Origin of the sequence: Acidovorax sp. Leaf73 (genome assembly GCF_916855635.1) — a bacterium.
Taxonomy (GTDB): domain Bacteria; phylum Pseudomonadota; class Gammaproteobacteria; order Burkholderiales; family Burkholderiaceae_C; genus Acidovorax; species Acidovorax facilis.
On the sequence record NZ_CAKASI010000001.1, the window covers coordinates 823,278 to 844,555 of the forward strand.

Consider the following 21,278-nt stretch of genomic DNA (forward strand, 5'->3'; position numbering starts at 1 on the left):
ATCAAATTGATAGTTTTCCAAAGCCGGTGCCCTGCGCCAGCAGATAATCCCCCCATGTCCAGCCCCAAAGTTCTCTTCGGCTTTCACGCCGTGGGCGTGCGTCTGAAGACCGCGCCGAAATCCATCATCGAGATTTACTACGAGGCCACGCGGCGCGATGCCCGCATGCGCCAGTTTCTTGACCGCGCCCGCGAGGCCGGTGCCCGCCTGATCGAAGCCGACAGCGTGCGCATCGCCAAGCTGGCCGGCAGCCATGGCCACCAGGGCGTGGCTGCGCGGGTTGAGCACGTGAAGGTTGCCACCTCGTTGGATGAACTGCTGGAAGACCTGGAAGCCGCCGGCATTGAGCAGCCCCTGCTGCTCGTGCTGGACGGCGTGACCGACCCGCACAACCTGGGCGCCTGCCTGCGAGTGGCCGATGGAGCGGGCGCGCATGCCGTCATCGCCCCCAAGGACCACGCCGTGGGCATCAACGCCACCGTGGCCAAGGTGGCCAGCGGCGCAGCCGAAACCATGCCGTACTTCATGGTGACCAACCTCGCGCGCACCTTGAACGAACTCAAGGAGCGCAACATCTGGTGCATCGGTACCAGCGACGACGCCCCCAAGACCATTTACCAGGTCGACCTGAAAGGCCCCGTGGCCCTGGTGCTGGGCGCCGAAGGCGACGGTATGCGCCAGCTCACGCGCAAGACCTGCGACGAGCTGGTCAGCATCCCGATGAAGGGCGCTGTGGAGAGCTTGAACGTATCGGTGGCCAGCGGCGTATGCCTGTACGAGGCGCTGCGCCAGCGCACCTGAAATGCTCTCAGGCGCTCAAGTGCGCCGGCGGGGGGCCGTTCCTGCGGGACACGCCGATCAGCCCGCCCGGCGCCGGGGCCGCAAGCGCGCAGCCATCAGAAAAAGCAGCGCAGCCAGTGCCACGGTCGCAGGCTGTGTGAGCGTGGGGATGGTTTGCAAGGGCACCACCGCCAAGCCCTGGGTGGCGGTGTTGTCAGACAGGATGGTCTCGCCCACGGCGGCGGTGCTGGCCACAATCACTATCTGCCCGATGGTGACAGGCGTACCGGCCACACTGCAGATGACGGTGGCGCCTGCTGGCACGGTGTCTCCCGCCGACCAGGCCGCATTTGTACTGTCCAGCACGCAGCCGGTCTGGCTCAGGCCCGGGGGGAGTCCTGAGTCGATGGCGCAGCGCGTGCCACCGACGGCGTCCAGCAGTCCCGCATTGGTGCAGGAAAACGTCCCGGAATAGGGGTGCCCGGAGATCGCTTGCAGCGGCATGCCCGACAGGCTGATGACCATGTTCACCACCGCGATGGTGGTGGTGGCCGTGGCGCTGTTGTTGGCGGTGCGCGCGTCCCCCGGGGTTGCCACCGTGGTGGTGATGGGCACCTGACCCAGGGTGGGCGCCTGGTAGCGGAAGCTCAACGACAGGATCTGCCCGTCGGCCAGCGTGGGGGGCAGGCCCGAGAGGGCCACCGCACAGGTGGCAGCGTCGAAGCCGACCGTGGTCACCCCGGGCGGGGCGCTCACCAGTTGCACGGCAGAGGGGCAGTTCAGCGCCGCCCCGATGGCAATGCTGGGTGTCCAGGGTGTCGCTGCGGTACCGCTCAGGTTGGCAAACGATGCCAGGACGGTCACCGATTCACCAGCCAGCGCCGTCAGGGGCGCGCTGGCGGTGGTTTGCAGATCCACCGGGCTGATCACCGTGGTGCCGGTGGCCGAGTTGTTGGCGGGCAGGTCATCGGGCACGGGGCCGGAAATCGTGGCGGCCGCAGTCACGGTTCCGGCCGCTGGGGCTGTGTACGAGAACGCCATGGGCGCCGCGGGATCGGCGCCGAGCACCGACGCGCCGCCTGCCAGCGTGGCCGGGAAGCCCGAGAACACGTAGCGGCCTTGGCCCAGCGTGTCCACGCAGGATGCGGACGCACCGGTGGGCAGATTGGAGAAGCTCACTGCCGTATCGGCACAGCTGTGATCCAGGGTCAGGGTGTACTGCAGCCCCGTGGCTGTGTCTGCACCACGGTTCGCAAAAGTCAGGCGCCCCTGCACCCCGCTGCCCGGCCTTGCTGCAGCAGGCACAAAGATGGACGCCGCTGTATCCCGCAGGAGCGGGTCAATCCAGAGCACGCCATTGCCGGCCGGGGATGTGATGTAGGTCCAGAGGTCCAGCCCCTTGGCATCGCCCCACCCGCCGGTGGCTGCACAGTCGGCGTTGGCATTGGCGCCGGGCGGCCACCAGCGGTACAGCTGTGGCGAAGCGCCATAGACCAGTGTTGAATCCGCTCCGCCCAGGGCCTGCGCAGGGTCGGAGGCGGGTGGCGGGGAGCCGGGGCAGAGAGTTCCGTTCACCTGACCCACCAAGGTGCCACTCTGGGTGACATAACCCCGGTCATCAAAATAGACGGTGGTATTGCCAGCCTGCGGCCCGTTGAGCTTGGTGATGGTGGGGCCACCGCCAAAGTTCGCCGTGGCGGTGCTGGTGCCATTGCCGTTGTTCTCGGTATCGATCATGGGCAGGTGAATCTCGCCAGCACGCGCGAATGCCCGGTAGGCGTAGGGCGTGGCGCTGGCGGGAAAGGCGGTGCCCGCGGCATCGTTGCCATCCCACGGCACATCCTGTGTGCCCGTGGCGGCGATACCCGTGATGACCGCGTTGGCCGTATTGGAGGGGCTGAAATCCACACCGTCGCGGCTCACGATGATCTGGAAGGTGGAGGCACCGGTGATCGAAAGCCGGAACGTGCCGCCCGCACCCGGCAGGGTGCGTGAACCCACGCTGGGCGGGCGGCCGGTGAATGTGGCGGCCGACAGCGAAGGTGGCTGGGGCGTGAGCGGAATGCGCAGCGCTGTGAGCACCTTGTTGACCTCGGCCGAGTGGGGGGCTGCGGGGGCGATGCTGCTGAAAAAAATCGGAAACTCCGGCCGCTGGGCCGACAGGCCCGCCGCCAGGTTCGTCACAAACGAGTCGCTGCCGCGCACGCCCTTGTACAGGGGCTGCCCGTTGTCCAGAAACCCCAGCCGGTTGGCATACAGCGCAAAGCCATTGGGATCGAGCCCCGCCAGTGCCTGCGAGTAGCGGTAGCCATCAAGCGTCACGTAGTCATGGCGCGAATAGACAGGGCGGTTGTTCACCCCCGTGAAGCCCAGCCAGGCGTAGGTGAACAGGCGGCCATTGAGATCGCTGAGACTGCTGGCCGATGCGCGCACCGTGACGTCCCACGCGGCCACGGTGGAGGTGCTGGGCAGCGGATTGAAGATGTCGGCATTCAGATTGGTGTTGCCGCTGGTGGCGGGCATGAACAGCACGCCATAGATCCCGGTGGCGGGAACACGGTAGGCGCAGGGCGCGAACCCGTTGGTGACGGTAGCGCTGCCGTCGGCGCTGTGGGGGCCAGCGAGCTCCTGGTCGCGGGAGTTCAGTTCCCCCAGAGTGCTGCCTCCAAAGCTCCCCGGCGGCGGCGTGTTGGATGCGCACGAGAAGTCAGCGCTGGCCGGCAGGGTCTCGTCGCCCGGTGTGCCGAAATCCTGCGGGTTGTAGACCAGGATGTCGCCGCCCGTCGTGCGGTTGCGGGAGCCCAGCAGCACATACTCGCCCGCCTCTGCGTAGACGTACAGGAAGGTGCGGCGCTGGACCTTGCCCACATAGCGGTTGCCTGGCTGGAGGTCCAGGTTGGCGCGGCATCCCCGGTCGAGCGTGTTGGCACAGGTGCCGCCGCTGGTAGGGTAGGTGGAGGGGTACAGCGTACGGCTGCCTTCCGCCGAGGCCTGCGGAGCCGCGCCCAGCCCAACGAATGCGCTCAATGCCATGGCTGCAAAGGTGCTGTGGCGGCGACAAGCGGGTGGTCCGTCGGACATGCGTGGGTCTCCCTGGTTCATTGTCTGGATGCCTGGAGTGCGGACCCCTGGCGATTCATGAGGCTGGGTGGCTGCGCGGCACAGTCCCCAGGCCGCTGTTCAAAAATTCCTTCAGACATCGCGGCGGGGTGCATTCGGCGTGGGTAGGCACTTTAGATACACCGCATGGGTCCGCAGCCAGTCAATAGCATGATTAACGGTTGATCCCTCAAAGGGGCATGCCTCAAGTCTCTGGCTTTGCATGCACATTTTGCTGATGTTGGGCGGCAAGCCGCAAGTGCGTTGGATAGTGGTAGCCGCTTGGCGTTAAACCGTATTGCTTTTTGAACAAGCGACAGACGCGCGCGCTGCCTTTGGCCCTCATGTAGATGCAATCTCTGCAACGGAGCGACGCTGGAATGCGAGTGGCAGGTGAGCATGCAAGGGGTCAATAGGGGTCAATAGGGGGCAATGACCCTTGCGCACCCCTCTGCACAAGAAGCACTGCGCATGCCCAATGCCCAATGGCGCAAAGTGAGCGCTGTTCTGGTTCAGGCATCGCCGTGGCACAACCAGGGCCGATGCGTGGAAGGCTTGCCCAAGAGGGCGCCCATGTGTAACGCGACGGGGTCATGGGTGTAGGCCAACTGCCCGACTAATGGCCGCCGTGGACATAAGTCGCGCAAATCGCACCGCTGGGCAGACAAGCGCAGTACTGTGGGTCACACAAGATTAGTTTTTGTTTGATTAATGACTTTTAAGTCACCACAGAAGGTTTAACACCATGCCATCCGACAGCACAACCACCCTCACCAAATCAGGATACGCCACACGCGATGCTGCCCCCCTCCAGTCCAAGTTCGGTCGAAAAAATCCCGCCTTGCTGCTGAGCCTGGGGCTTGTTTCCCTGCTGTCCCTGACATACAGCTGTGGCGCATTGGCGGCGACGGCACCGCCGCTGGGTAGTGCCAGCAACTTCGCCATCGTTTCCGACACCTTTACCAACAGTGGTAATCCGACCACGATCAACGGCTCGGTTTGCTACACAACCCCCCCGTCCACTGCGCCCACCACAGTGACCGGGATCATCAAAACGCCGTGTGATACCGAGATTGCCGACCAAGGCATTGCGTTGGCGGATCTGGATTCCCAACTGGGCACCTGCATTCCCCTCGGCTCCGCCGTTGATCTCAGTGCCGTCGTTGTGAGCGGCGGCACGCCTGGAGTGATCCCGCCTGGCTGTTATTCCAGCACGGGAGCCATGAGTATTGGCTCGACGGTAACCCTGAACGGTTCTGGAATCTACGTCTTTCGCCCCGGCGCCGGGGCGACGACTGCGGCGCTCAACACCGCCGCCGACTCCATCGTTTCCCTCAATGGTGGCGCTTGCGCCGGCAATGTGTTTTGGGCGCCCACTGCCGCGACCACGCTGGGTGCCAACTCCACTTTCATCGGAACGGTCATTGGAAACGCCGGTATGTCCATGGGCGCCGGTGCCACCTTGTCCGGCCGAGCCTTGACGTCGGGCGGAACCGTCACGACGAGCGCCAATGCGATTTCGCTCCCTGGCGTATGTGCAGCCCCCACCGTGCCTTCGATCACGGTATCCAAAATCTCCAATGGCGGCGTGGGTACGTTTGGCTTCAGCGGCAGCAACGGCTTTGCCAACCAGTCCATCACGACCCTGGCATCCGGCTCGGCCGTGGCTGGGGCGACGCAGACGCTGACCGCAGCGGGTGTCAGCACTTCCATCACTGAAGCAGCGCCACCCTTGGGTTACACCCTGGCTTCCATCAGTTGCACCGGCCTGGGTTCAGGTGGAACGCAGACAAACGACCTCTTGACGCGCACCGTCACGCTGGATGCAGCGGCCACTGCAGCAGGGGCGGCCATCGCGTGCACCTTCACCAACAACTTGGATGGATTCGTGCCGCCCTCGACCATCCCCTCCCTTTCCGAGTGGGCGATGCTGTTCCTCGCCGGACTTCTGGCCATTGCGGGATTTGCTGCAATTCGGCGCAAGGGCCTGTAGGTCGAGAAACCATGGGCACAGCGACGCAGACAGACGCCGCCGTTGTGCGGTGATCTGCTGATCCACAACATGCCCCGGTGAGTTTCACGGAGTGCGGCGTTGGCTCGCACGATGTCGGGGTGTCGTGCGGTTCGGCACCCTGTGCACTGCAGGCTGCCGTCGCCAAGTACTGCATCCCCCGGAGAGAGCCGGTCCTTTCTGGGTATGTTCTGTCGCGAAACTGACAGCAAGTTTCCCCAGCTGCCGCTAGGCTGCTCCACCTTTGCTTTCTTCGGGATCTCCCACACCATGAGCCGTCGTCAATTTCTCTTGCGCGCCACCCAGGCCGTTGCTGCCACTGGCCTGCCCGCATGGGCCCACACGGCCCAGGCCGCCGAAGAAGCACTGACCGCCCGCACCATCAACCTGGGTTGCTCCATCGCACTGACCGGCCCCTTGGGCCAGGCCGGCATCGAGCAGGTGGCAGGCATGAAGGCCGCGTTTGCTGAAGTGAATGCTGCTGGCGGCGTGCATGGCCGCGAGATCCGCATGGACCCCAAGGACGATGGCTATGTGGCTGCACGCACCCTCAAGAACGTGACCGAGATGGTCGAGGCCCAGTCGGTGTTCGCGCTGATCTCGCCGCTGGGCACGGCCAACACGGCATCCATCCTGCCGTTGATCGAATCCAAGGGAATTCCCACCGTGGGCCCGGTGACGGGCGCGACCTCGCTGCGTGCGCCTGAGAACCGCCATGTATTCTTCCTGCGCCCCACCTACCGTGAAGAGACGCAGCGCCTGGTCAAGCAGATCGTGGACATGGGCCTCAAACGCATTGCCGTGGTGTACCTGGACAACCCGTTTGGCAAGGAAGTGCTCAAGGACATGTCCCGCGCGCTGGACGAGATCAAGGTCGAGCGCGGTGGCGAGTTTGCACTGGCCGTGGACGGCAAGAACGGCGCTGAGCTGGCCGACAAGGTGGCTGCAGAGCGCCCGGGTGCCGTCCTGCTGGCCACCACGGGCACAGCCAACACCGCGTTTGTGCAGGCCTTCCGTGCCAAGGCACAGGGCGTGCCGCTGGCGGGGCTGTCGGTTACGGTGATCTCGTCAGAGCTGCCCAAGCTGGCTGCGTCCACACGGGGCCTTGCGCTGGTGCAGGTGTTTCCGGACGCGAATTCGCAAAAATCGGTGGTGGTTCGCAAGTTTCAGAGCACCATGAAGGCTACCGGGGCTGACCCGGCCTTCTTGAACAGCGGCAGCGCGCTTGAAGGCTGGCTCAACGGCCAGATCATGATCGAGGGTCTCAAAAACGCGGGCAAGGACCTCACACGCGACCGCCTGCGCGCGGGCCTGGCCAGCATCCGCGCGCTGTCGTTTGGTGACTTCAACGTTGGCTTTGGCAATAAGGCGCCCTACATCGGCTCCGACGCGATCTACCTGGCCGTGTACGCGGAAAACGGGCGCCGGATCAGCTGACCCAGCCCCGTGTCACGCAGGGGTGCCAAGCGCGGCACCTCTGCCATAGGCTACACCCAGCCGATAGCCCCCAGCACCGCCCCGGCGCCCAGCATCCACAGCAGGTGCAGCCTGGTGCGCCACACCAGCACCACGGTCACGGCGCTGAGCAGCCACAGGGGCCAAGCGGTGTCGAAGCTGCCGTGTGCGCGTGTCAGCACCCACGAGGTGGCCAGCAGCAGGCCAATGACCACCGGCGCCATGCCTTGCTTGAAGGCACGCACGCCGCGCCGCTCGCGGTTGCGGTGGCCCCAGCGGGTGGCCGTCCAGGTCAGCAGGCTGCTGGGCAGCATCACGCCCAGCATGCACACCGCCATGCCCAGGGCGCCCAGCAGCCAGCCTGCAAGGCCCGGGCCGCCTGCGTTGATGCCCACGTTCCAGCCCAGCAGGGCGATGAACAGCACGTTGGGGCCGGGTGCCGCCTGGGCAATGGCGATGGATGCGTTGAACTGCGGGTCGGTGAGCCAGGCGTTGCGCTCCACCAGGTAGCGGTGCATGTCGGGCGCGGTGGCAATGGCGCCGCCCACGGCCAGCAGTGACAGCGACAGGTAGTACAGGAACAGGTTGAACCAGTCGCCGGCGCCCAGGGCCGTCAAGGGTGTGGTGAGGGTGGTGGCTGCATTCATGGCGCGAGCTTTCTCCACGTCAGCACGCAGGCCGCGCCACCGATCACCGGCAAAATCCAGAACAGCGGCCAGCGCAGCCACGCCATGGCCAGGATGGTCAGCGCTGCAAACGCCACACACAGCGGGCGGCCGAGGGGGTGGTTTTTGATCGACACAAACAGCTTGATGCCCACCCCCGCAATCAGCCCCGCCGCCACGGCGCCCATGCCGCGCAGCGCACCGGCCACGGCCGGGTGGCTGGCAAACTGCGCATAGACCACGGACAGGGCCAGCACCAGGATCAGCGGAAAGGTCAGCATGCCCGCCAGCGCCGCCAACGCGCCGCGCAGGCCGAAGTAGCGGTCGCCAATCATGATGCTGAGGTTGACCACGTTGGGGCCCGGCATGATCTGCGCCACGGCCCAGTCCTCGACAAACTCCTCGTTCGTCATCCAGCGCTTTTTCTCCACCAGCTCGCGCTGCACCACGGCCAGCACGCCGCCAAACCCTTGCAGGGCCAGCCAGGTGAAAGACCAGAACAGATCGGACGGGTTGCGGGGTTGGGGCCGGGGTGGGGATTCCGGGGGCGGGGAGGGCAGATCGGTGGCAGTGGCCATGGAAAATTGAGTAAAAATGGCTGCTGGCGCTTATCTGGTAAGCGTTGGAAGCTATTAAATCAGGAGTATTTGGGGTGCGCGGCTGGCGCTGCGGTGCACCCCGCACCATGTTACGCGCGCCACACGGGCTGCGCAGGGGATGCGGCCCTCGTCTTGCGGCAAGGCAGGGCCGGTGATTGGTGTGCACGCTGGGGGTTGCGTGCCGCTATGCTGCGTGTCGGCGCAGCGCGGCTCCTTGCTGCGACTGCCACCTTTCGCCGACCCCACCAGGATTTCCCGCCATGAAACTCATCCGTTACGGCCAGCCCGGCGCAGAACGCCCCGGACTGATCGACGCCACCGGCACGCTGCGCGACCTGTCCATGCTGCTGCCCGACATGGGCCCGGCCCAGCTCAACCCGCGCACGCTTTCTGCCCTGGCCGCCATCGACGCAAGCCGCCTGCCGCCCGTCTATGGCACACCGCGCCTGGGCAGCCCGGTGGCTGGGGTGGGCAAGATCGTGTGCGTGGGGCTCAACTATGCCGACCACGCGCGCGAGGCGGGCCTGCAGCCGCCCGCCGAGCCTGTGTTGTTCATGAAAGCCGTGACGGCGCTCAGCGGCCCCAACGACGATGTGCGCATTCCGCCCGGCGCCGTCAAGACCGACTGGGAGGTCGAGCTGGGCATCGTCATCGGCACCCGTGCGCGCCAGGTGGCCGAGGCCGATGCGCTGCAGCATTTGGCGGGCTATGTGCTGGCCAACGATGTGTCTGAACGCGCCTGGCAGATGGAGCGCGGCGGCCAGTGGGACAAGGGCAAGAGCTACGACACCTTTGCCCCGATCGGCCCGTGGCTGGCCACGGTTGACGAGCTCCCCGACCCGCACGCCATCGACCTGTGGCTGGAGGTCAACGGCCAGCGCGTGCAAAACGGCAGCACCCGCAACTTCATCTTTGGCGTGCCCACCGTGGTGTCGTACATCAGCCAGTTCATGACGCTGGAGCCCGGCGACGTGGTGCTGACCGGCACGCCCGCCGGTGTGGGGCTGGGGCAAAAGCCCGACCCCTGGTTCCTCAAGCCCGGTGATGTGATGCGCCTGGGCGCCACGGGCCTGGGTGAACAGGTGCAAAAGTGCGTGGGGGGATGAGTCGGGCGGTGGGCCTGGTGCGGTTCACACGGCGTAGCGCTCTTGGGGCCGGACCTATTTGCCCAGCTTGCCGATCAGCAGATGGTCCTTGGTTCGCCAGCCAGCCTGCTCCGGGGTGCTGACCCTGAAGATTTTCAGGTCCGCCTGGCTGGCGTGCTTGACGCGGTAGACCTTGAAGCTGGCCTGGTTGGCATAGGCCACAAAGAACCAGATCGCATCGCCGCTGGCCTGGGTGGCGTAGTGCACCTCGTGCCAGCACAGGTCGGCCTGGCTTTCATGCGCCACCTCGCAAATGTGGGCGTCGGCCTGGTTTTCGTATTTCACTTCCAGGATCTTGGCCATGGGCATCCTTTCGGGCGGTGGTTCGGGCGGGGGCTTGTCCTTCCAAGGGTATCCAGACTTTGGGCGCGCCAGCCCCCGGGTTGCCCTGTAGAGATGTAAGATTTTGAGTAAAAACAGGGCCTGGCGCTTGATGGGAAAGCGCAAGCAGCTATCAAATTGGGAGTGCGAGGAGCAACCAGGGCCCGGTGGCGGGTCAGTTCTCCACCTGCACCGACTCTACAAACACCAGCTCGCAGGAATTGGCCCCGGAATCCGACCGTGTGAGCGAACTCGTCCAGCGCCAGCCGCTGGGGTGTGTCACCTCCACCAGCCTGCCGGTGATGCGGATGTAGGCCCCCGCACGGGCCTTTTTGAGCGCCCGCTCCACCACGGGCGTGGCTGCAATCATGTGCATGTTGGCTGACGACTCGATGATCTCCTGCAGCGGGATGGGCGGTTGGTCGCGCCAGGTGTAGCGGTACCAGCGGCCGCCCTGGGTGATGTTCAAGGCTTCGTACACCGCAGGGTCGGCCATGCGCTTCCAGCCCAGGGCCAGGTCCATCGGGGACAGCTCGGCCTCCTTGCCCACGTAATAGTCTTCGCGCGACAACACCCGTGCGCGCACGGCAAACGTGGCCAGTGGCTTGACCTGGTAGCCCCGGAACTCGAAAGCCGCCTGGCTGGTGGCCTCCTGCACGGGGCTGTCGGCCGGTGGCTGAGAGACAGCGGCCAGCCCGTGGTTTTGCAGCCGCTGGTCGGCGTAGTGCACCCTGAGCTTCTCGACGGCAAAAAACGCCACGAGCAGGGCCATGGCGAGCTTGAGGAGGGTGGAGACGTTCATGGGCTTTCACCAAAGTCACGGAATTGTGCACAGATGCACCGCCAGGTAACGCCGAAAGGCGCCTCACCGATTGGCGACATCTGCTGACAGCCCGGGGGGCCACCCCCCCGCAGCGGTGGGCCCGGGTGGCGTGCACAGTGGCCGGATGCGCGTGCAACCTTTTCCTCCTCCAGTCTGTGTTCCATGACCGCTGAGCTGTTACCCGCCCTGGGCTTTGTGCTGGTCGGCCTGCTGCTGGTGGTGATGACGCTGACCAGCTCCTTCATCGCGCGCGTGCCGCTCAGCTCGGCCATCCTGTACCTGGCCGTGGGCGTTGGCATTGGGCCCTGGGGGCTGGGCCTGCTGGTATTGGACCCGGTGGGTGATGCCCCGCTGCTGGAGCGGCTGACCGAGATTGCCGTGCTCATCTCGCTGTTTACCGTGGGCCTGAAGCTGGATCTGCCCCTGCGCGACCGGCGCTGGCGCATTCCGGTGCAGCTGGCCACCGTGTCGATGCTGATCACCGTGGGCGCCATCACCGCCGTGGGCGTGTGGCTGCTGCACCTGCCGCTGGGCGCTGCCGTGCTGCTGGGGGCCATCCTGGCGCCCACCGATCCGGTGCTTGCGTCCGATGTGCAGGTGTCCGACCCGCAAGACCGTGATCGCTTGCGTTTTGGCCTGACGGGCGAGGGCGGGCTGAACGATGGGGCGGCGTTTCCGCTGGTGATGCTGGGTCTGGGCCTGATGTCGCTGCACGACCTGGGCGAGAGTGGCTGGCGCTGGTGGGCGGTGGACGTGCTCTGGGCCGTGGTGGGTGGCCTGTTGATTGGCTACCTGCTGGGCGTGGTTGTGGGCCGGGCCATTTTGTACCTGCGCATCCGCCACCGCGAGGCGCTGGGCCCGGACGAGTTCATGGTGCTGGGGCTCATCGCGCTGGCCTATGGCGTGGCCTTGTTGTGCCATACCTACGGCTTTCTGGCGGTGTTTGCTGCCGGGTTGGCGCTGCGGCGCGCGGCGGCGGAGCCAGCGGCGTCCGTGGCATCGCCTGCGCAAGGCGACAACAACGATGGTGAAGCCCCCGTGGCCGCTCAGGCGCCGGGCCTCATGATGGAGTCGGTCGAGCGCTTCAACGCCCAGCTGGAACGCCTGGCCGAAGTGACTGTGGTGCTGGTGGTGGGTGCGCTGCTTTCGGTGGTGGACTTTGGCACCGAGGTGTTGTGGTTTGTGCCCGTGCTGCTGCTGGTGATCCGCCCGCTGGCGGTGTATGCAGGGCTGGTGAGCGCCAAGGTAGAGCGCTCGCAGCGCCGCCTGATCGCATGGTTTGGCATCCGGGGCATTGGCTCCATCTACTACCTCATGTACGCCATCACACACGACCTGCATCCGGTGATTGCGCAGCGCCTGCTGGCGATCATGCTGGCGGTGGTGGTGGCGTCGGTGCTGCTGCACGGGGTGTCGGTAACGCCGCTGATGCGGCGCTACGAGACCCGCAGGAAGACCAAGGCGCAGCGGCCACGGTGAGTTAGCAAGACCGGTTCAATCGAAAATGACCGCTAGCGCTTTATCTGTATGGTTTTGTTGCTATGAGTTTTGCGGTTTTTGGGGGGAGGTGCGCCCCCCGCTCGCCGCACCTCAGAGGCTGAGAGTTTTTTAGCCGTGCCCGAAAGGCGCGCGAAAACGCCTCGGATCTAGGCGCAAAGCACAGCCATAGCTCGGGCTATGGCGAGCATTTGCAACGACGAGCCGGGGCGTTTTGGCGCGCAAGGCGGGCATGGATAAAAGACTCTCAGCCTCTCAGACCCAGGTGTCGTGGCAAGGCACATGGGCGGGGGCCAGGTTGATGTACTGCACCAGCCGGGGCTGCGTGCCCCGATTGGGGCTGGGGCCATGGGGCAGGGCCTGGTGCCAGATCACCAGATCGCCCGCGCCCGCGCCGATGGGTGTGGCACCCAGCGCATGCAGGTCTTGCTGGCGGGGCTCGACCCCAGCGGGTAGCTGGGCCAGCCAGTCGCCCACCCGGCGGTGAAAACCTGGCACCAGGGTGAGGGCACCTTGTTCGGGGGGCGTGTCGGTCAGGTACAGGATGCCCTGGGTGGCAAAGGGAATAGGCTGGTGCAGGCTCACATCCCAGTGCATGCCCTGGCCGCCGTAGGGGTAGCCGGGGCGTTCTGGAGGGTTGAAGCCACAGCGGTCGGTGCTGCGCCACAGGTCTGCCGTGCCCCACAGCTGCGCAAATGCCTTGTGGATGCGCAGGGAACGTCGGTTGACGTCGAATGCCGGGTGCTGAAACATCTGCACCATGGTGTTGCGCGGGGCGTGGGCGTACCACGACTCCACATCTGCCGGGTCGGCGCGCACGGCCTCCCACACCGCCTGTGCGGCGGCGGCGCAGTGCTCTGGCGTGGTGGCCTGGTGTACCACCACATAGCCATGCTCGTCCCAATGCGCCAGGTCGTCCGCATCCAGCACGGGCTCCATCGCATCGATCCGGGCCTGCAGCTGCAAGGCCGCTTCGGGCGCCGGGTCGCCATCCACAAGGGCTTGAATCCGCGCCACGGTAGCGGCATCGGGCGCGCCCGCCGTGCGCACGATCCAGTCCTCAAAGGCAGCGAACTCCGGGGCCTCGCGCAGCACGTATTGCATGGTCTGCTCCAGCCCCACACCCAGCGCGGCCAGCACGATCTGTGTGCGGTGGGCCTCCGCTTCGGCGCCCTTCAAACCCTGGCCCTGGCGTGCGGCCATCCAGCGTGACCAACAGCGTTTGAGGTGTGGGACCTGCAGGGCGCCCCTGTCCGCATCGGGCGGCAAGGAGCCAGACGCTGTTGGGGGCGTGGTGGTTGCGATCGGGGAGTGCATGGATGGAGCAAATCAAAAACGGTTCGGGGTCACAAGGCACGGCCCGCGCCGAACCCTGCGCGCAGGCCTGCCGATTTTGCAGGGTGGTCCGCCATCACCGGGCCAGGGCCACATCGCCTGCAAGCCGCTGCGCCACCACATTGCGCACAGACGCCGGGGCGCTCTCCAGCAGGCTGGGCCATTCCGTTTTGGCCCGCGCCACCGTGTCGCGCAACAAGGCCAGGTGCCGGGGCACGCGCAGCAGCCCGGCCGATTTCATCAGGCCTTCCATGTCGTCCCAGGTCAGCGCCCGCAGGGTGTTGTCGATGGCGCGGTTCACGGCATATTGCTGGTCCGGCACGCCCTCAAAAAACGCGGCCACACACACCGGGTCGTACACCGGGGCCAGCTGTGGCACGCGGCCGTCGGGGTAGACCAGGGCCCAGTTTTTCAGGTGCGCGTCGGTGTTGCCCATCAGGATGAAGGCCACCATGCGCGCCAGAAACTCGCGCGTGTCCAACACCGGCTGGCGGCTCAGGCGGTTGAGCACGCGCAGCATGGTGGCCCAGTCCTGCAGCGCGCCCTTGCCATGGGTTTTGCCGTATTTCTGGCGCGGCGTGTAGCCCAGCACCTGGTTGAACTCTTCCATGTGCACGCGGGCGCCGCCGGGCAGGTGGTCAAAACGCTGCACGGCCAAAATTTCGTTGAAGGGCACGGCATCGGGCAGGTCAGCCTCGGCCCGGGTGATGACGCGCACATCGGCGCAATGCAGGCCCAGCGCCTTGCACAACTGGTAGCCGGTGAACTCGTTGGCCACCAGGTCGGGGTGGGCGGTGGTGGGCAGCTTCAAGATCACGCTGCCCGCCGCGCCCTTGCGATGCACCGTGTAGCGGCGGCCGTCCTGCACCGCGCTGAACTTTGTCACCACGCCGGGCAGCGAGGCCGCGTCTTCCACCGGGTATTCCACAAACCCCGGCTCCAGCACATCGAGCCCCTGCGTGGTGTGCCAGTGCCGCACCACGTCCGGGATGCCGTCTTGAGCAGGCACGGGCTCCACCTCCAGCGCGCCCATCAGGTCGTGGCCTGCGGCGGCCAGCAGCTCAAACTCGTCATCGGGGCTACAGCCACGCTCGTGCGCAAGCCGCTCGCGGTTGTGGCCCTCGGGCAGCAGGTTCTGAAAATACACCGGCCAGCGCCCATCGGTGCGCACCAGCCGCGCATCCCGCGCCGACGCGAGGATCTGCTGCGTCGCGGCCTCGTCGGCACCCTGAAAGCTCAGCGACAGGGTGGGGCGCTGCGGGTTGCGGATGTAGCTCTCGTCAAACGACACGCGCAGGATGTCGCCGTATTGCGAGAGGTAGCCAATCGCTTCGCGACCGCCCGCCGCCCCGTCCGCCTTCGCCGGGCGGTGCAGGTACAGGCGCAGGTAGCGGATGGAGGTGCTCATGGAGTGTTGGCGGAATGGGTGCGCACGTGGTGACCGCTATTGGTCAGCGTCGCATGCCGTCCACCACGGATGGCGGCGCATCCACGCCCTCGGGCTGCCCCAGAAACTTGCCCCCCGACTGGATGAACGCCTCCAGGCTGGGCCGCAGGCTGCTGGGCACGGCAATGATGTCCATGCCCAGCACGCGGGCCATTTCAGCCAGGGTGGAATAGCGCGGGTCCAGGTCGCCGCCTTCGGTGCGCTGCACCGTCATGCGGCTAAGGCCTGCACGCTCGGCAAGCTGGGCCTGGGTCATCTGGTGGGCCTTGCGGGCGGCGGCAAGGGTAGGTATGAGGTCAGTAGACATGATGCTATTTATACTCTTAATATTTTAAAAGAGTATAAATTTTATCTTTTCGCAAAGTTTTTTGACCCAACGGGAGCGAGAAGTGGCGGGTATGCCGCTACAGGTCAGGCCCAGTCTGTGCCACCGTTCCGGCGGGACTGCCCGGAACGGCCGCAATGCAGCGGCTGCAGTCCGTAATGTCGGCCCTCTGAGTTCACGGTCTGGGCCACTCAGCGCTCATTCACGCGCATGCGACACCTCGGACCCAGTGGCCTGGTTCAAAGTTCGGCTGACCTTGCCAGCCAGCCGGTACGTTCACCACGCCCGAACCTCTATTGACATCGGCCCATTCGGCGTGGACTTACATGGAGGTTAATGAATCCGCAGCACCTCAAATTGCTGTCTGATTGAAGCGACCTGTATCGACACCTCGTCACCCTCGCATTTACCCAGCATGGCCCCGCCCAAAGGGGCCTCGCTGCTGATGACCTGAACGAGCTGTGCGCCGCTGACCAACTTCATGCTGCCCCCATCCGGGCCGAGGAAGAGCTGCTGCTGCTTGTCGTCAGAATCAACCAGGCAGACCAGCGCGCCGAGCTGGATACCTTTGCTGGCGTCGTAGGGGCGCGGGCGGAATTGGCGCCAATTGGCTATCGCCTGGCGGATGGCTTCGGCGCGCCGAGCTTGGCCGGTGGCCAGGTAGGCGGCTTCGAGTCCTAATGTGTCGTATTTGTTTTCGGCGATGTTTTCTTCGTGAGTGGCCGTTTCATGGGCCGCCCGCATTGCCTGTTCTGCTTGCACCAGGTCTTCGGCGAGCCGTTCCAGCACCTGCTTCTGCAGCAAAAATTTATCCATGATGAAGGGTCGGCATCTCGAACAAGCGGGGGTAAGTCTTGATTGTGAAGGACTCCACCAGCCCTCGACGCTCTTGTTGGCTGCCGTGACCTTCAGCTAAGCGCACGCTGCCACCGATGAGATCATTGATGGAGCCCATTGCCAGGTACGAAGGGATAGACTGAGCTATGCAAAGATTTCCCCTCAGCGTTGTTGCAGCCGTTCGTTGGTTGGCTTTGGCAATTTTTTGCTTCGGCATTGTCACTGTCGGCCAAATGCTGATTTTTTATCAGGTCACGCGTTGGGGGAGGTTTGTCTGTCCAGAAGGGTGGTGGCGTTCGTCGCCCGGACTATGTGCTTTTCCACCCGTATCAATTTCGATCTGGTCGATTAGCTACGCTGCAGTTTCGATACTTCTTGTTTGCACTGGCGTGTTGCTCGCGCCCTCACATAAGCTGAAAGCTTGCGCGACCATGCTGATCGCGTTGATGAGTTGGCAAGCCTACATCCTCATCGCCAAATCGTTTTCTTGGGTGGCTCTCGGGTCGCTGTGTGCAGTGGTTGGCATAGCAACATGCTTTGGCCTTGGCGCACTGGCTTCGCGTAGCCCATCATTGCGGCGAACGTACGCAAATATTCCCGCTTCTCAGTAGATCAAGCCTCCGTTGCCGGTAGCCGTGGACGGCTCGTATTGGTCAATAGCAACAGTCGTTGCAACGGGTGCAACGGGCCCTAAGCAGCCGGGCGTTGTCTCCCAAATCAGTCGTTCAGAATTGCGAAACGCCCTTGCTTCTCAAGGAAACTGATCGGCTGGACCCAGCGTAATGCCGTAGAACGTCGCACCAACAAAGTTCGTTCCGACTAGCACAGCGCCATCCAAGCCTATCGACTCGATAGCCGCATTTGCGAAGGTCGCGTTGGTCAGATCGGCTCTATTGAACGTCGCGCACTTGACGTTGCAGTTGCTAAAGCTGGTCCCGCGAAGGCTTGCGCCAGTGAAGTCTGCACTGGAAAACCAGGAATGCGGCCCGAAGCTTGCTCCATCAAGGGTAACGCGAGAAAGATTGGCCTCAGACAAATCTACATTCGGGAAATGCCGTTCACCAAGCGCGTATCGCTGCATCAGTTCTTGAAGCGTTGACGGAGGGGTGTAGTTGTCTGTAGTCATCACTGAAGGCAGCTTCTGGCCGGAAGCGGTCGTCCTCGTTATCTCAGACATTGCCGTCGCGACTGCTCGCGAGTGACATGCTGGGGCCTCCTGTCTCAAACTTTCGCCGTGAATGAGTGGGCCGCGTCACAGGACCAGTTGTCTCAGGATTCATTGGCCATGAACAGCCAAGAATCTGTCAAAAATAATAGCTGCTAGCGCTTGCTCAATAAGCGCTAGGGGCCCAAAACACCGAATATTTAGCCGTAGTATTCGCCTCGACTCACTGGGTACCACCTGACACCTAGTTGCTGGGTAGTGCGCCGGTTGGGCGTCGTTACCTGACCTACCCAGCTACTTGGCATCCTGCGGCTCTGGCAGCGCCTGCGCCCGCTCCCCACAAAACCGCTGCGCCTCATCCCCCAACCAATCCCGCACCAGCTGCATCGCCGGGCTGGGGTGGGCGGTGGTCACAAACGAATACGCCGCCCGTGACAACACGCTACGCCCCAGCAGCGGAACCAAACGCCCGGCCTTCACGTCCTGCAGCACCAGCGCCGCGCGGCCCATGGCGATGCCTTGGCCTGCCAGGGCGGCGCCCAGGGCCAATTGCGACAGGTTGAATTGCTGGCCGCCTGCCCAAGGCGGCGGCGTGGCGTCCACCTGCGCAAACCAGTGTTGCCACTCTTCATAGGTGTCCGCGCCGTCCCAGGCGCTGCCGTCGTGCAGCAGCCAGTCGCCGTGCAGGTCTTGCGGCTGGGTGATGGGCGGATGGCGGGCCAGAAACTCGGGGCTGGCCACGGGGATGAGCCATTCGTCCAGAAACACGGTGGCGTTCAGGTCGCGGTAGCCGCCCAGGTCAAAGCGCACGGCGGCCTCGATGCCATCGCGCACCATGCGGGTGCGGTCCAGCGTGTGGAATTCGCCAAACACGCGCAGGCCGGTGTGCGGGTGCTGGCGAAAGAAGTCGCCCAGGCGGGGCGTGAGCCAGCTCATGGCAAACGATGGCGAGCAACTCAAGGTGGCGGTGGCCGCCTCGGGCGGCTGGCGCATCTGGGCCAGGGTGCTTTCGATGGCGTCGAAGCTTTCGCGCAGCACCACGGCCAGCCATTTGCCCTCGGGCGTGGGCACCAACGCGCGCGGGGTGCGCAGGAACAGCGGGCGGCGCAGCCAGTCTTCGAGCTGTTTGACCTGCTGGCTGACGGCGCCCTGGGTGATGCACAGCTCGGCCGCCGCCTTGGTAAAGCTGCCGTGGCGGGCCGCTGCATCAAAACTGCGCAGCCAAGCGAGCAGGGAGGGGGAGAGGCGAATATCCATTATTAATACTAATGCTTCGCTCACTATAAATGGCTTGTGACAGCAGCGTGACCGGCGAAGAATGCAGTCAAGACTTCAACGACTGAATGAATCTGTATGACGCCTGCTGAACGAACGCCTGCTGTGGATGCGCTGCTGGCCACCCGCTTGCGCAATGCCCAGCCCGCGCTGTGGACCAACCCGGCCCGGCAGGCGCAACCCCCGGCTGCTTTGCAGGCGCTGGGGCGCAGCATTAGTCTGGATGATACGCAGGCCGCCGCCGACCGGTTGGCCCGTTTTGCGGGTCTGCTGGCGCAGGTGTTCCCGGAGCTGGCCGCCACCGGGGGCGTAGTGGAGTCGCCTCTGCTGCCCGCCGCCGCGTTGCAACCTGCCCTCGGTTTGGCCGAGGGGCAGGGGCGCCTGTTCATCAAGGCCGACCACAGCCTGCCCGTGGCGGGCTCCATCAAGGCCCGGGGCGGCATGCACGAGGTGCTGGAGTTTGCCGAGCGGCTGGCGCTGGAGCATGGGCTGGTACAGCCCGGCGGTGATTACCGTGCGCTGGCCACTCCGGCGGCGCGCGAGGTGCTGGGCCGCTACCAGGTGGCGGTGGGCTCCACCGGCAACCTGGGGATGAGCATTGGCGTGGTGGCGTCGGCCCTGGGTTTCCAGGCCACGGTGCACATGTCGGCCGATGCCAAGGAGTGGAAGAAAGACCGCCTGCGCCAGCGCGGTGTGCAGGTGGTGGAGCACACAGGCGACTACGAACGCGCCGTAGCCGCAGGCCGCGCCGAGGCGGCAAGCAACCCGCTGTGCCACTTTGTGGATGACGAGCAATCGTTCTCGCTGCTGCTGGGCTACAGCGCGGCAGCGCTGCGCCTGCAAAAACAGTTGGCAGAACAGGGCGTGGCGGTGGATGCCGAGCACCCGCTCATCGTGTACCTGCCTTGCGGGGTGGGTGGCGCGCCAGCAGGCATCACGTTTGGCCTGCGGCAGTTGCTGGGGCCGCATGTGTTTTGTTTTTTTGCCGAGCCGGTGCAGTCGCCATGCTTCATGGTGCAAATGCTGGCCGACACCACACCAGGGATGGACGACCACCCCTCGGTGTACGACTGGGGTCTGACCAACCGCACCGAGGCAGATGGCCTGGCCGTGCCGCGTGCGTCGCTGCTGGCCGCCGAGCTGATGCAGCCGCTGCTGTCGGGCGTGTTTACCGTGGCCGATGACACCTTGTTTGCGCAGCTGGTGCTGGTGCTCGATGCCCTGGGCGAGCGCATCGAGCCCTCGGCTGCGGCAGGCTTCAGCGGCCCGGCCATGCTGACGGGCACTACCGCCGGGCAGGCCTGGCTGCGCAGCACGGGCATCGACGCGGTGCTGCACAACGCCACACACCTGGTGTGGACCACGGGCGGCCTGCTGGTGCCCGATGCGCAGTACCAGGGCTTTGTGCAGCGTGGGCGGGCCGTGCTCGCGGCACAAGGCTGATTGTTGTCATTCCCTGATTCGTCTATCCCCCAACCTTTGTCACCTTTGGAGAGCTCCCCATGAACCGCAAGCAACTGCTTTTGTCGTCCGCCATCCTCTGTGCTTTGTGGGGCGCTGCATGGGGCCCTGCCATGGCGCAAGAGGCTACGTTCCCTTCCAAGCCCATCACGCTGGTGATTCCGTTCCCGCCCGGTGGCGCTACCGACGTGCTGGGCCGCCTGATTGGCAAGAAGCTGGGCGACAAGCTGGGCCAGAGCGTGGTGATCGACAACCGCGCGGGGGCGGGCACCACCATCGGCGCGGCCTATGTGGCCAAGGCCGCGCCGGACGGCTACACGCTGCTGATGAGCTCGGGCACCACCTTCACCGTGAACCCCGCCGTGCGCGCCAAGCTGCCGTACGACCCGGTCAAGAGTTTTGAGCCCATTGGCATCGCAGGGCGCACCAGCCTGATCCTGCTGGCCAACAAGGACGTGCCGGTCAGCGACGTAAAGCAGTTTGTGGCCATGGTGAAGGCCGCGCCCGACAAGTATTCGTACGGCTCGTATGGTGCCGGCACCACGTCGCAGTTTGCGGGCGAGATGTTCTTCCACGCGGCGGGCCTCAAGATCCAGCATGTGCCCTACAAGGGCAGCTCCCCCGCCATGGTGGACCTGATGGGCGGACAGATTCCGTTTACCGTCGATACCGTGTCGGCCGCGCTGCCCCAGCTCAAAGACGGCAAGATCAAGGCCATTGCCGTGACGGCGGGCAAGCGCTCGGCCCTGCTGCCCAAGGTGCCCACGCTGGCAGAAAGTGGCTACCCCGGCGTGGAGATGGACACTTGGCTGGCCATGGTGGCCCCACGCGGCTTGCCGCCCGCCGTCAAGGCACGGCTGGAGCTGACACTGGCGCAGGTGGTGGCAGACCCCGAAACCCGCGACAAACTGATCGCCGTGGGGTTTGAACCGACCTATGCTTCTGCCAAGGCGGTAAGCGAGCTGATCGACAGGGAACTGCCGTTGATGCGCGCCGTGGCGCAGCGGGCGGCCATCACGGCAGACTGATCGGGCCCCA

18 protein-coding genes and 1 pseudogene are annotated in these 21,278 nt (G+C 65.0%); 7 read left to right on the forward strand and 12 right to left on the reverse strand.

Annotated features, from left to right (window positions below; translation table 11 throughout):
* Positions 1-54 precede the first annotated feature (54 nt).
* Entirely contained in the window at positions 55-801 is a 747-nt protein-coding gene (gene rlmB, locus LPA35_RS03875; RefSeq protein WP_228895168.1) for a 23S rRNA (guanosine(2251)-2'-O)-methyltransferase RlmB, read from the forward strand.
* Positions 802-858: 57 nt separating this feature from the next.
* Here rlmB and LPA35_RS03880 read toward each other — a convergent pair whose 3' ends face one another.
* Complete coding sequence (locus LPA35_RS03880; RefSeq protein WP_228895170.1) at positions 859-3,861, reverse strand: hypothetical protein; 3,003 nt, start codon at positions 3,859-3,861, stop codon at positions 859-861.
* 763 nt (positions 3,862-4,624) lie between these two features.
* Here LPA35_RS03880 and LPA35_RS03885 point away from each other — a divergent pair.
* Positions 4,625-5,872 carry an IPTL-CTERM sorting domain-containing protein gene (locus tag LPA35_RS03885; protein ID WP_228895172.1) on the forward strand — a complete coding sequence of 416 codons (1,248 nt, stop codon included), beginning with the start codon at positions 4,625-4,627 and terminating at the stop codon, positions 5,870-5,872.
* 288 nt (positions 5,873-6,160) lie between these two features.
* Positions 6,161-7,327 carry an ABC transporter substrate-binding protein gene (locus LPA35_RS03890; RefSeq protein WP_218301006.1) on the forward strand — a complete coding sequence of 389 codons (1,167 nt, stop codon included), beginning with the start codon at positions 6,161-6,163 and terminating at the stop codon, positions 7,325-7,327.
* Between the two features lie 50 nt (positions 7,328-7,377).
* Here LPA35_RS03890 and LPA35_RS03895 read toward each other — a convergent pair whose 3' ends face one another.
* Positions 7,378-7,992: a chromate transporter gene (locus tag LPA35_RS03895; protein WP_228895174.1), complete on the reverse strand. Its 615-nt coding sequence runs from the start codon at positions 7,990-7,992 to the stop codon at positions 7,378-7,380.
* A complete protein-coding gene (locus LPA35_RS03900; RefSeq protein WP_228895176.1) occupies positions 7,989-8,588 on the reverse strand; it encodes a chromate transporter in 600 nt (199 codons plus the stop codon). The genes LPA35_RS03895 and LPA35_RS03900 overlap by 4 nt, the downstream gene beginning before the upstream one ends.
* A 281-nt stretch (positions 8,589-8,869) precedes the next feature.
* Here LPA35_RS03900 and LPA35_RS03905 point away from each other — a divergent pair, with 281 nt between their 5' ends.
* Entirely contained in the window at positions 8,870-9,715 is an 846-nt protein-coding gene (locus LPA35_RS03905; RefSeq protein WP_228895178.1) for a fumarylacetoacetate hydrolase family protein, read from the forward strand.
* 54 nt (positions 9,716-9,769) lie between these two features.
* Here LPA35_RS03905 and LPA35_RS03910 read toward each other — a convergent pair whose 3' ends face one another.
* Positions 9,770-10,057 (reverse strand): DUF6150 family protein, encoded by a 288-nt coding sequence (locus tag LPA35_RS03910; protein WP_055401176.1) that lies wholly within the window; start codon positions 10,055-10,057, stop codon positions 9,770-9,772.
* 193 nt (positions 10,058-10,250) lie between these two features.
* Positions 10,251-10,877 carry a hypothetical protein gene (locus LPA35_RS03915; RefSeq protein ID WP_228895180.1) on the reverse strand — a complete coding sequence of 209 codons (627 nt, stop codon included), beginning with the start codon at positions 10,875-10,877 and terminating at the stop codon, positions 10,251-10,253.
* A gap of 183 nt (positions 10,878-11,060) precedes the next feature.
* Here LPA35_RS03915 and LPA35_RS03920 point away from each other — a divergent pair, with 183 nt between their 5' ends.
* On the forward strand, positions 11,061-12,377 hold the full coding sequence (locus LPA35_RS03920; RefSeq protein WP_228895181.1) for a sodium:proton antiporter: 1,317 nt from the start codon (positions 11,061-11,063) through the stop codon (positions 12,375-12,377).
* 273 nt (positions 12,378-12,650) lie between these two features.
* On the opposite strand, the gene LPA35_RS03925 is transcribed toward LPA35_RS03920, so the two are convergent.
* The 7 genes and pseudogenes from LPA35_RS03925 to LPA35_RS03950 all read right to left on the reverse strand — a co-directional run bounded on the left by LPA35_RS03925 (position 12,651) and on the right by LPA35_RS03950 (position 18,761).
* Complete coding sequence (locus tag LPA35_RS03925; protein WP_228895183.1) at positions 12,651-13,712, reverse strand: phytanoyl-CoA dioxygenase family protein; 1,062 nt, start codon at positions 13,710-13,712, stop codon at positions 12,651-12,653.
* Positions 13,713-13,806: 94 nt separating this feature from the next.
* Complete coding sequence (locus LPA35_RS03930) at positions 13,807-15,138, reverse strand: type II toxin-antitoxin system HipA family toxin (RefSeq protein ID WP_228895185.1); 1,332 nt, start codon at positions 15,136-15,138, stop codon at positions 13,807-13,809.
* A 43-nt stretch (positions 15,139-15,181) separates the two neighbouring features.
* Complete coding sequence (locus LPA35_RS03935; protein WP_121506503.1) at positions 15,182-15,484, reverse strand: helix-turn-helix transcriptional regulator; 303 nt, start codon at positions 15,482-15,484, stop codon at positions 15,182-15,184.
* Positions 15,485-15,704: 220 nt separating this feature from the next.
* Positions 15,705-15,788 (reverse strand): annotated as a pseudogene (locus LPA35_RS26140) (hypothetical protein); the annotation flags it as partial.
* A gap of 47 nt (positions 15,789-15,835) precedes the next feature.
* Positions 15,836-16,318, reverse strand: coding sequence for a GreA/GreB family elongation factor (locus tag LPA35_RS03940; RefSeq protein ID WP_228895187.1), 483 nt, complete (start codon positions 16,316-16,318; stop codon positions 15,836-15,838).
* 772 nt (positions 16,319-17,090) lie between these two features.
* Positions 17,091-17,465: a pentapeptide repeat-containing protein gene (locus LPA35_RS03945; protein ID WP_228895189.1), complete on the reverse strand. Its 375-nt coding sequence runs from the start codon at positions 17,463-17,465 to the stop codon at positions 17,091-17,093.
* A gap of 333 nt (positions 17,466-17,798) precedes the next feature.
* A complete protein-coding gene (locus LPA35_RS03950; RefSeq protein ID WP_218301012.1) occupies positions 17,799-18,761 on the reverse strand; it encodes a LysR substrate-binding domain-containing protein in 963 nt (320 codons plus the stop codon).
* 96 nt (positions 18,762-18,857) lie between these two features.
* On the opposite strand from LPA35_RS03950, the gene LPA35_RS03955 reads away from it, so the two are divergent.
* Positions 18,858-20,222, forward strand: a complete 1,365-nt coding sequence (locus LPA35_RS03955) for a D-serine ammonia-lyase (protein WP_228895191.1) — start codon at positions 18,858-18,860, stop codon at positions 20,220-20,222.
* A 59-nt stretch (positions 20,223-20,281) separates the two neighbouring features.
* Positions 20,282-21,268 carry a tripartite tricarboxylate transporter substrate binding protein gene (locus LPA35_RS03960; protein WP_228895193.1) on the forward strand — a complete coding sequence of 329 codons (987 nt, stop codon included), beginning with the start codon at positions 20,282-20,284 and terminating at the stop codon, positions 21,266-21,268.
* Positions 21,269-21,278: the final 10 nt, after the last annotated feature.

Bases quoted from the DNA above. Each gene is read 5' to 3' on its own strand.
- LPA35_RS03910 (WP_055401176.1), bottom strand. From the start codon at position 10,057: ATGGCCAAGATCCTGGAAGTGAAATACGAAAACCAGGCCGACGCCCAC.
- rlmB (WP_228895168.1), top strand. From the start codon at position 55: ATGTCCAGCCCCAAAGTTCTCTTCGGCTTTCACGCCGTGGGCGTGCGT.
- LPA35_RS03880 (WP_228895170.1), bottom strand. From the start codon at position 3,861: ATGTCCGACGGACCACCCGCTTGTCGCCGCCACAGCACCTTTGCAGCC.
- LPA35_RS03945 (WP_228895189.1), bottom strand. From the start codon at position 17,465: ATGACTACAGACAACTACACCCCTCCGTCAACGCTTCAAGAACTGATG.
- LPA35_RS03955 (WP_228895191.1), top strand. From the start codon at position 18,858: ATGACGCCTGCTGAACGAACGCCTGCTGTGGATGCGCTGCTGGCCACC.
- LPA35_RS03940 (WP_228895187.1), bottom strand. From the start codon at position 16,318: ATGGATAAATTTTTGCTGCAGAAGCAGGTGCTGGAACGGCTCGCCGAA.
- LPA35_RS03930 (WP_228895185.1), bottom strand. From the start codon at position 15,138: ATGAGCACCTCCATCCGCTACCTGCGCCTGTACCTGCACCGCCCGGCG.
- LPA35_RS03925 (WP_228895183.1), bottom strand. From the start codon at position 13,712: ATGCACTCCCCGATCGCAACCACCACGCCCCCAACAGCGTCTGGCTCC.
- LPA35_RS03915 (WP_228895180.1), bottom strand. From the start codon at position 10,877: ATGAACGTCTCCACCCTCCTCAAGCTCGCCATGGCCCTGCTCGTGGCG.
- LPA35_RS03900 (WP_228895176.1), bottom strand. From the start codon at position 8,588: ATGGCCACTGCCACCGATCTGCCCTCCCCGCCCCCGGAATCCCCACCC.
- LPA35_RS03885 (WP_228895172.1), top strand. From the start codon at position 4,625: ATGCCATCCGACAGCACAACCACCCTCACCAAATCAGGATACGCCACA.
- LPA35_RS03905 (WP_228895178.1), top strand. From the start codon at position 8,870: ATGAAACTCATCCGTTACGGCCAGCCCGGCGCAGAACGCCCCGGACTG.
- LPA35_RS03935 (WP_121506503.1), bottom strand. From the start codon at position 15,484: ATGTCTACTGACCTCATACCTACCCTTGCCGCCGCCCGCAAGGCCCAC.
- LPA35_RS03895 (WP_228895174.1), bottom strand. From the start codon at position 7,992: ATGAATGCAGCCACCACCCTCACCACACCCTTGACGGCCCTGGGCGCC.
- LPA35_RS03950 (WP_218301012.1), bottom strand. From the start codon at position 18,761: ATGGATATTCGCCTCTCCCCCTCCCTGCTCGCTTGGCTGCGCAGTTTT.
- LPA35_RS03920 (WP_228895181.1), top strand. From the start codon at position 11,061: ATGACCGCTGAGCTGTTACCCGCCCTGGGCTTTGTGCTGGTCGGCCTG.
- LPA35_RS03890 (WP_218301006.1), top strand. From the start codon at position 6,161: ATGAGCCGTCGTCAATTTCTCTTGCGCGCCACCCAGGCCGTTGCTGCC.
- LPA35_RS03960 (WP_228895193.1), top strand. From the start codon at position 20,282: ATGAACCGCAAGCAACTGCTTTTGTCGTCCGCCATCCTCTGTGCTTTG.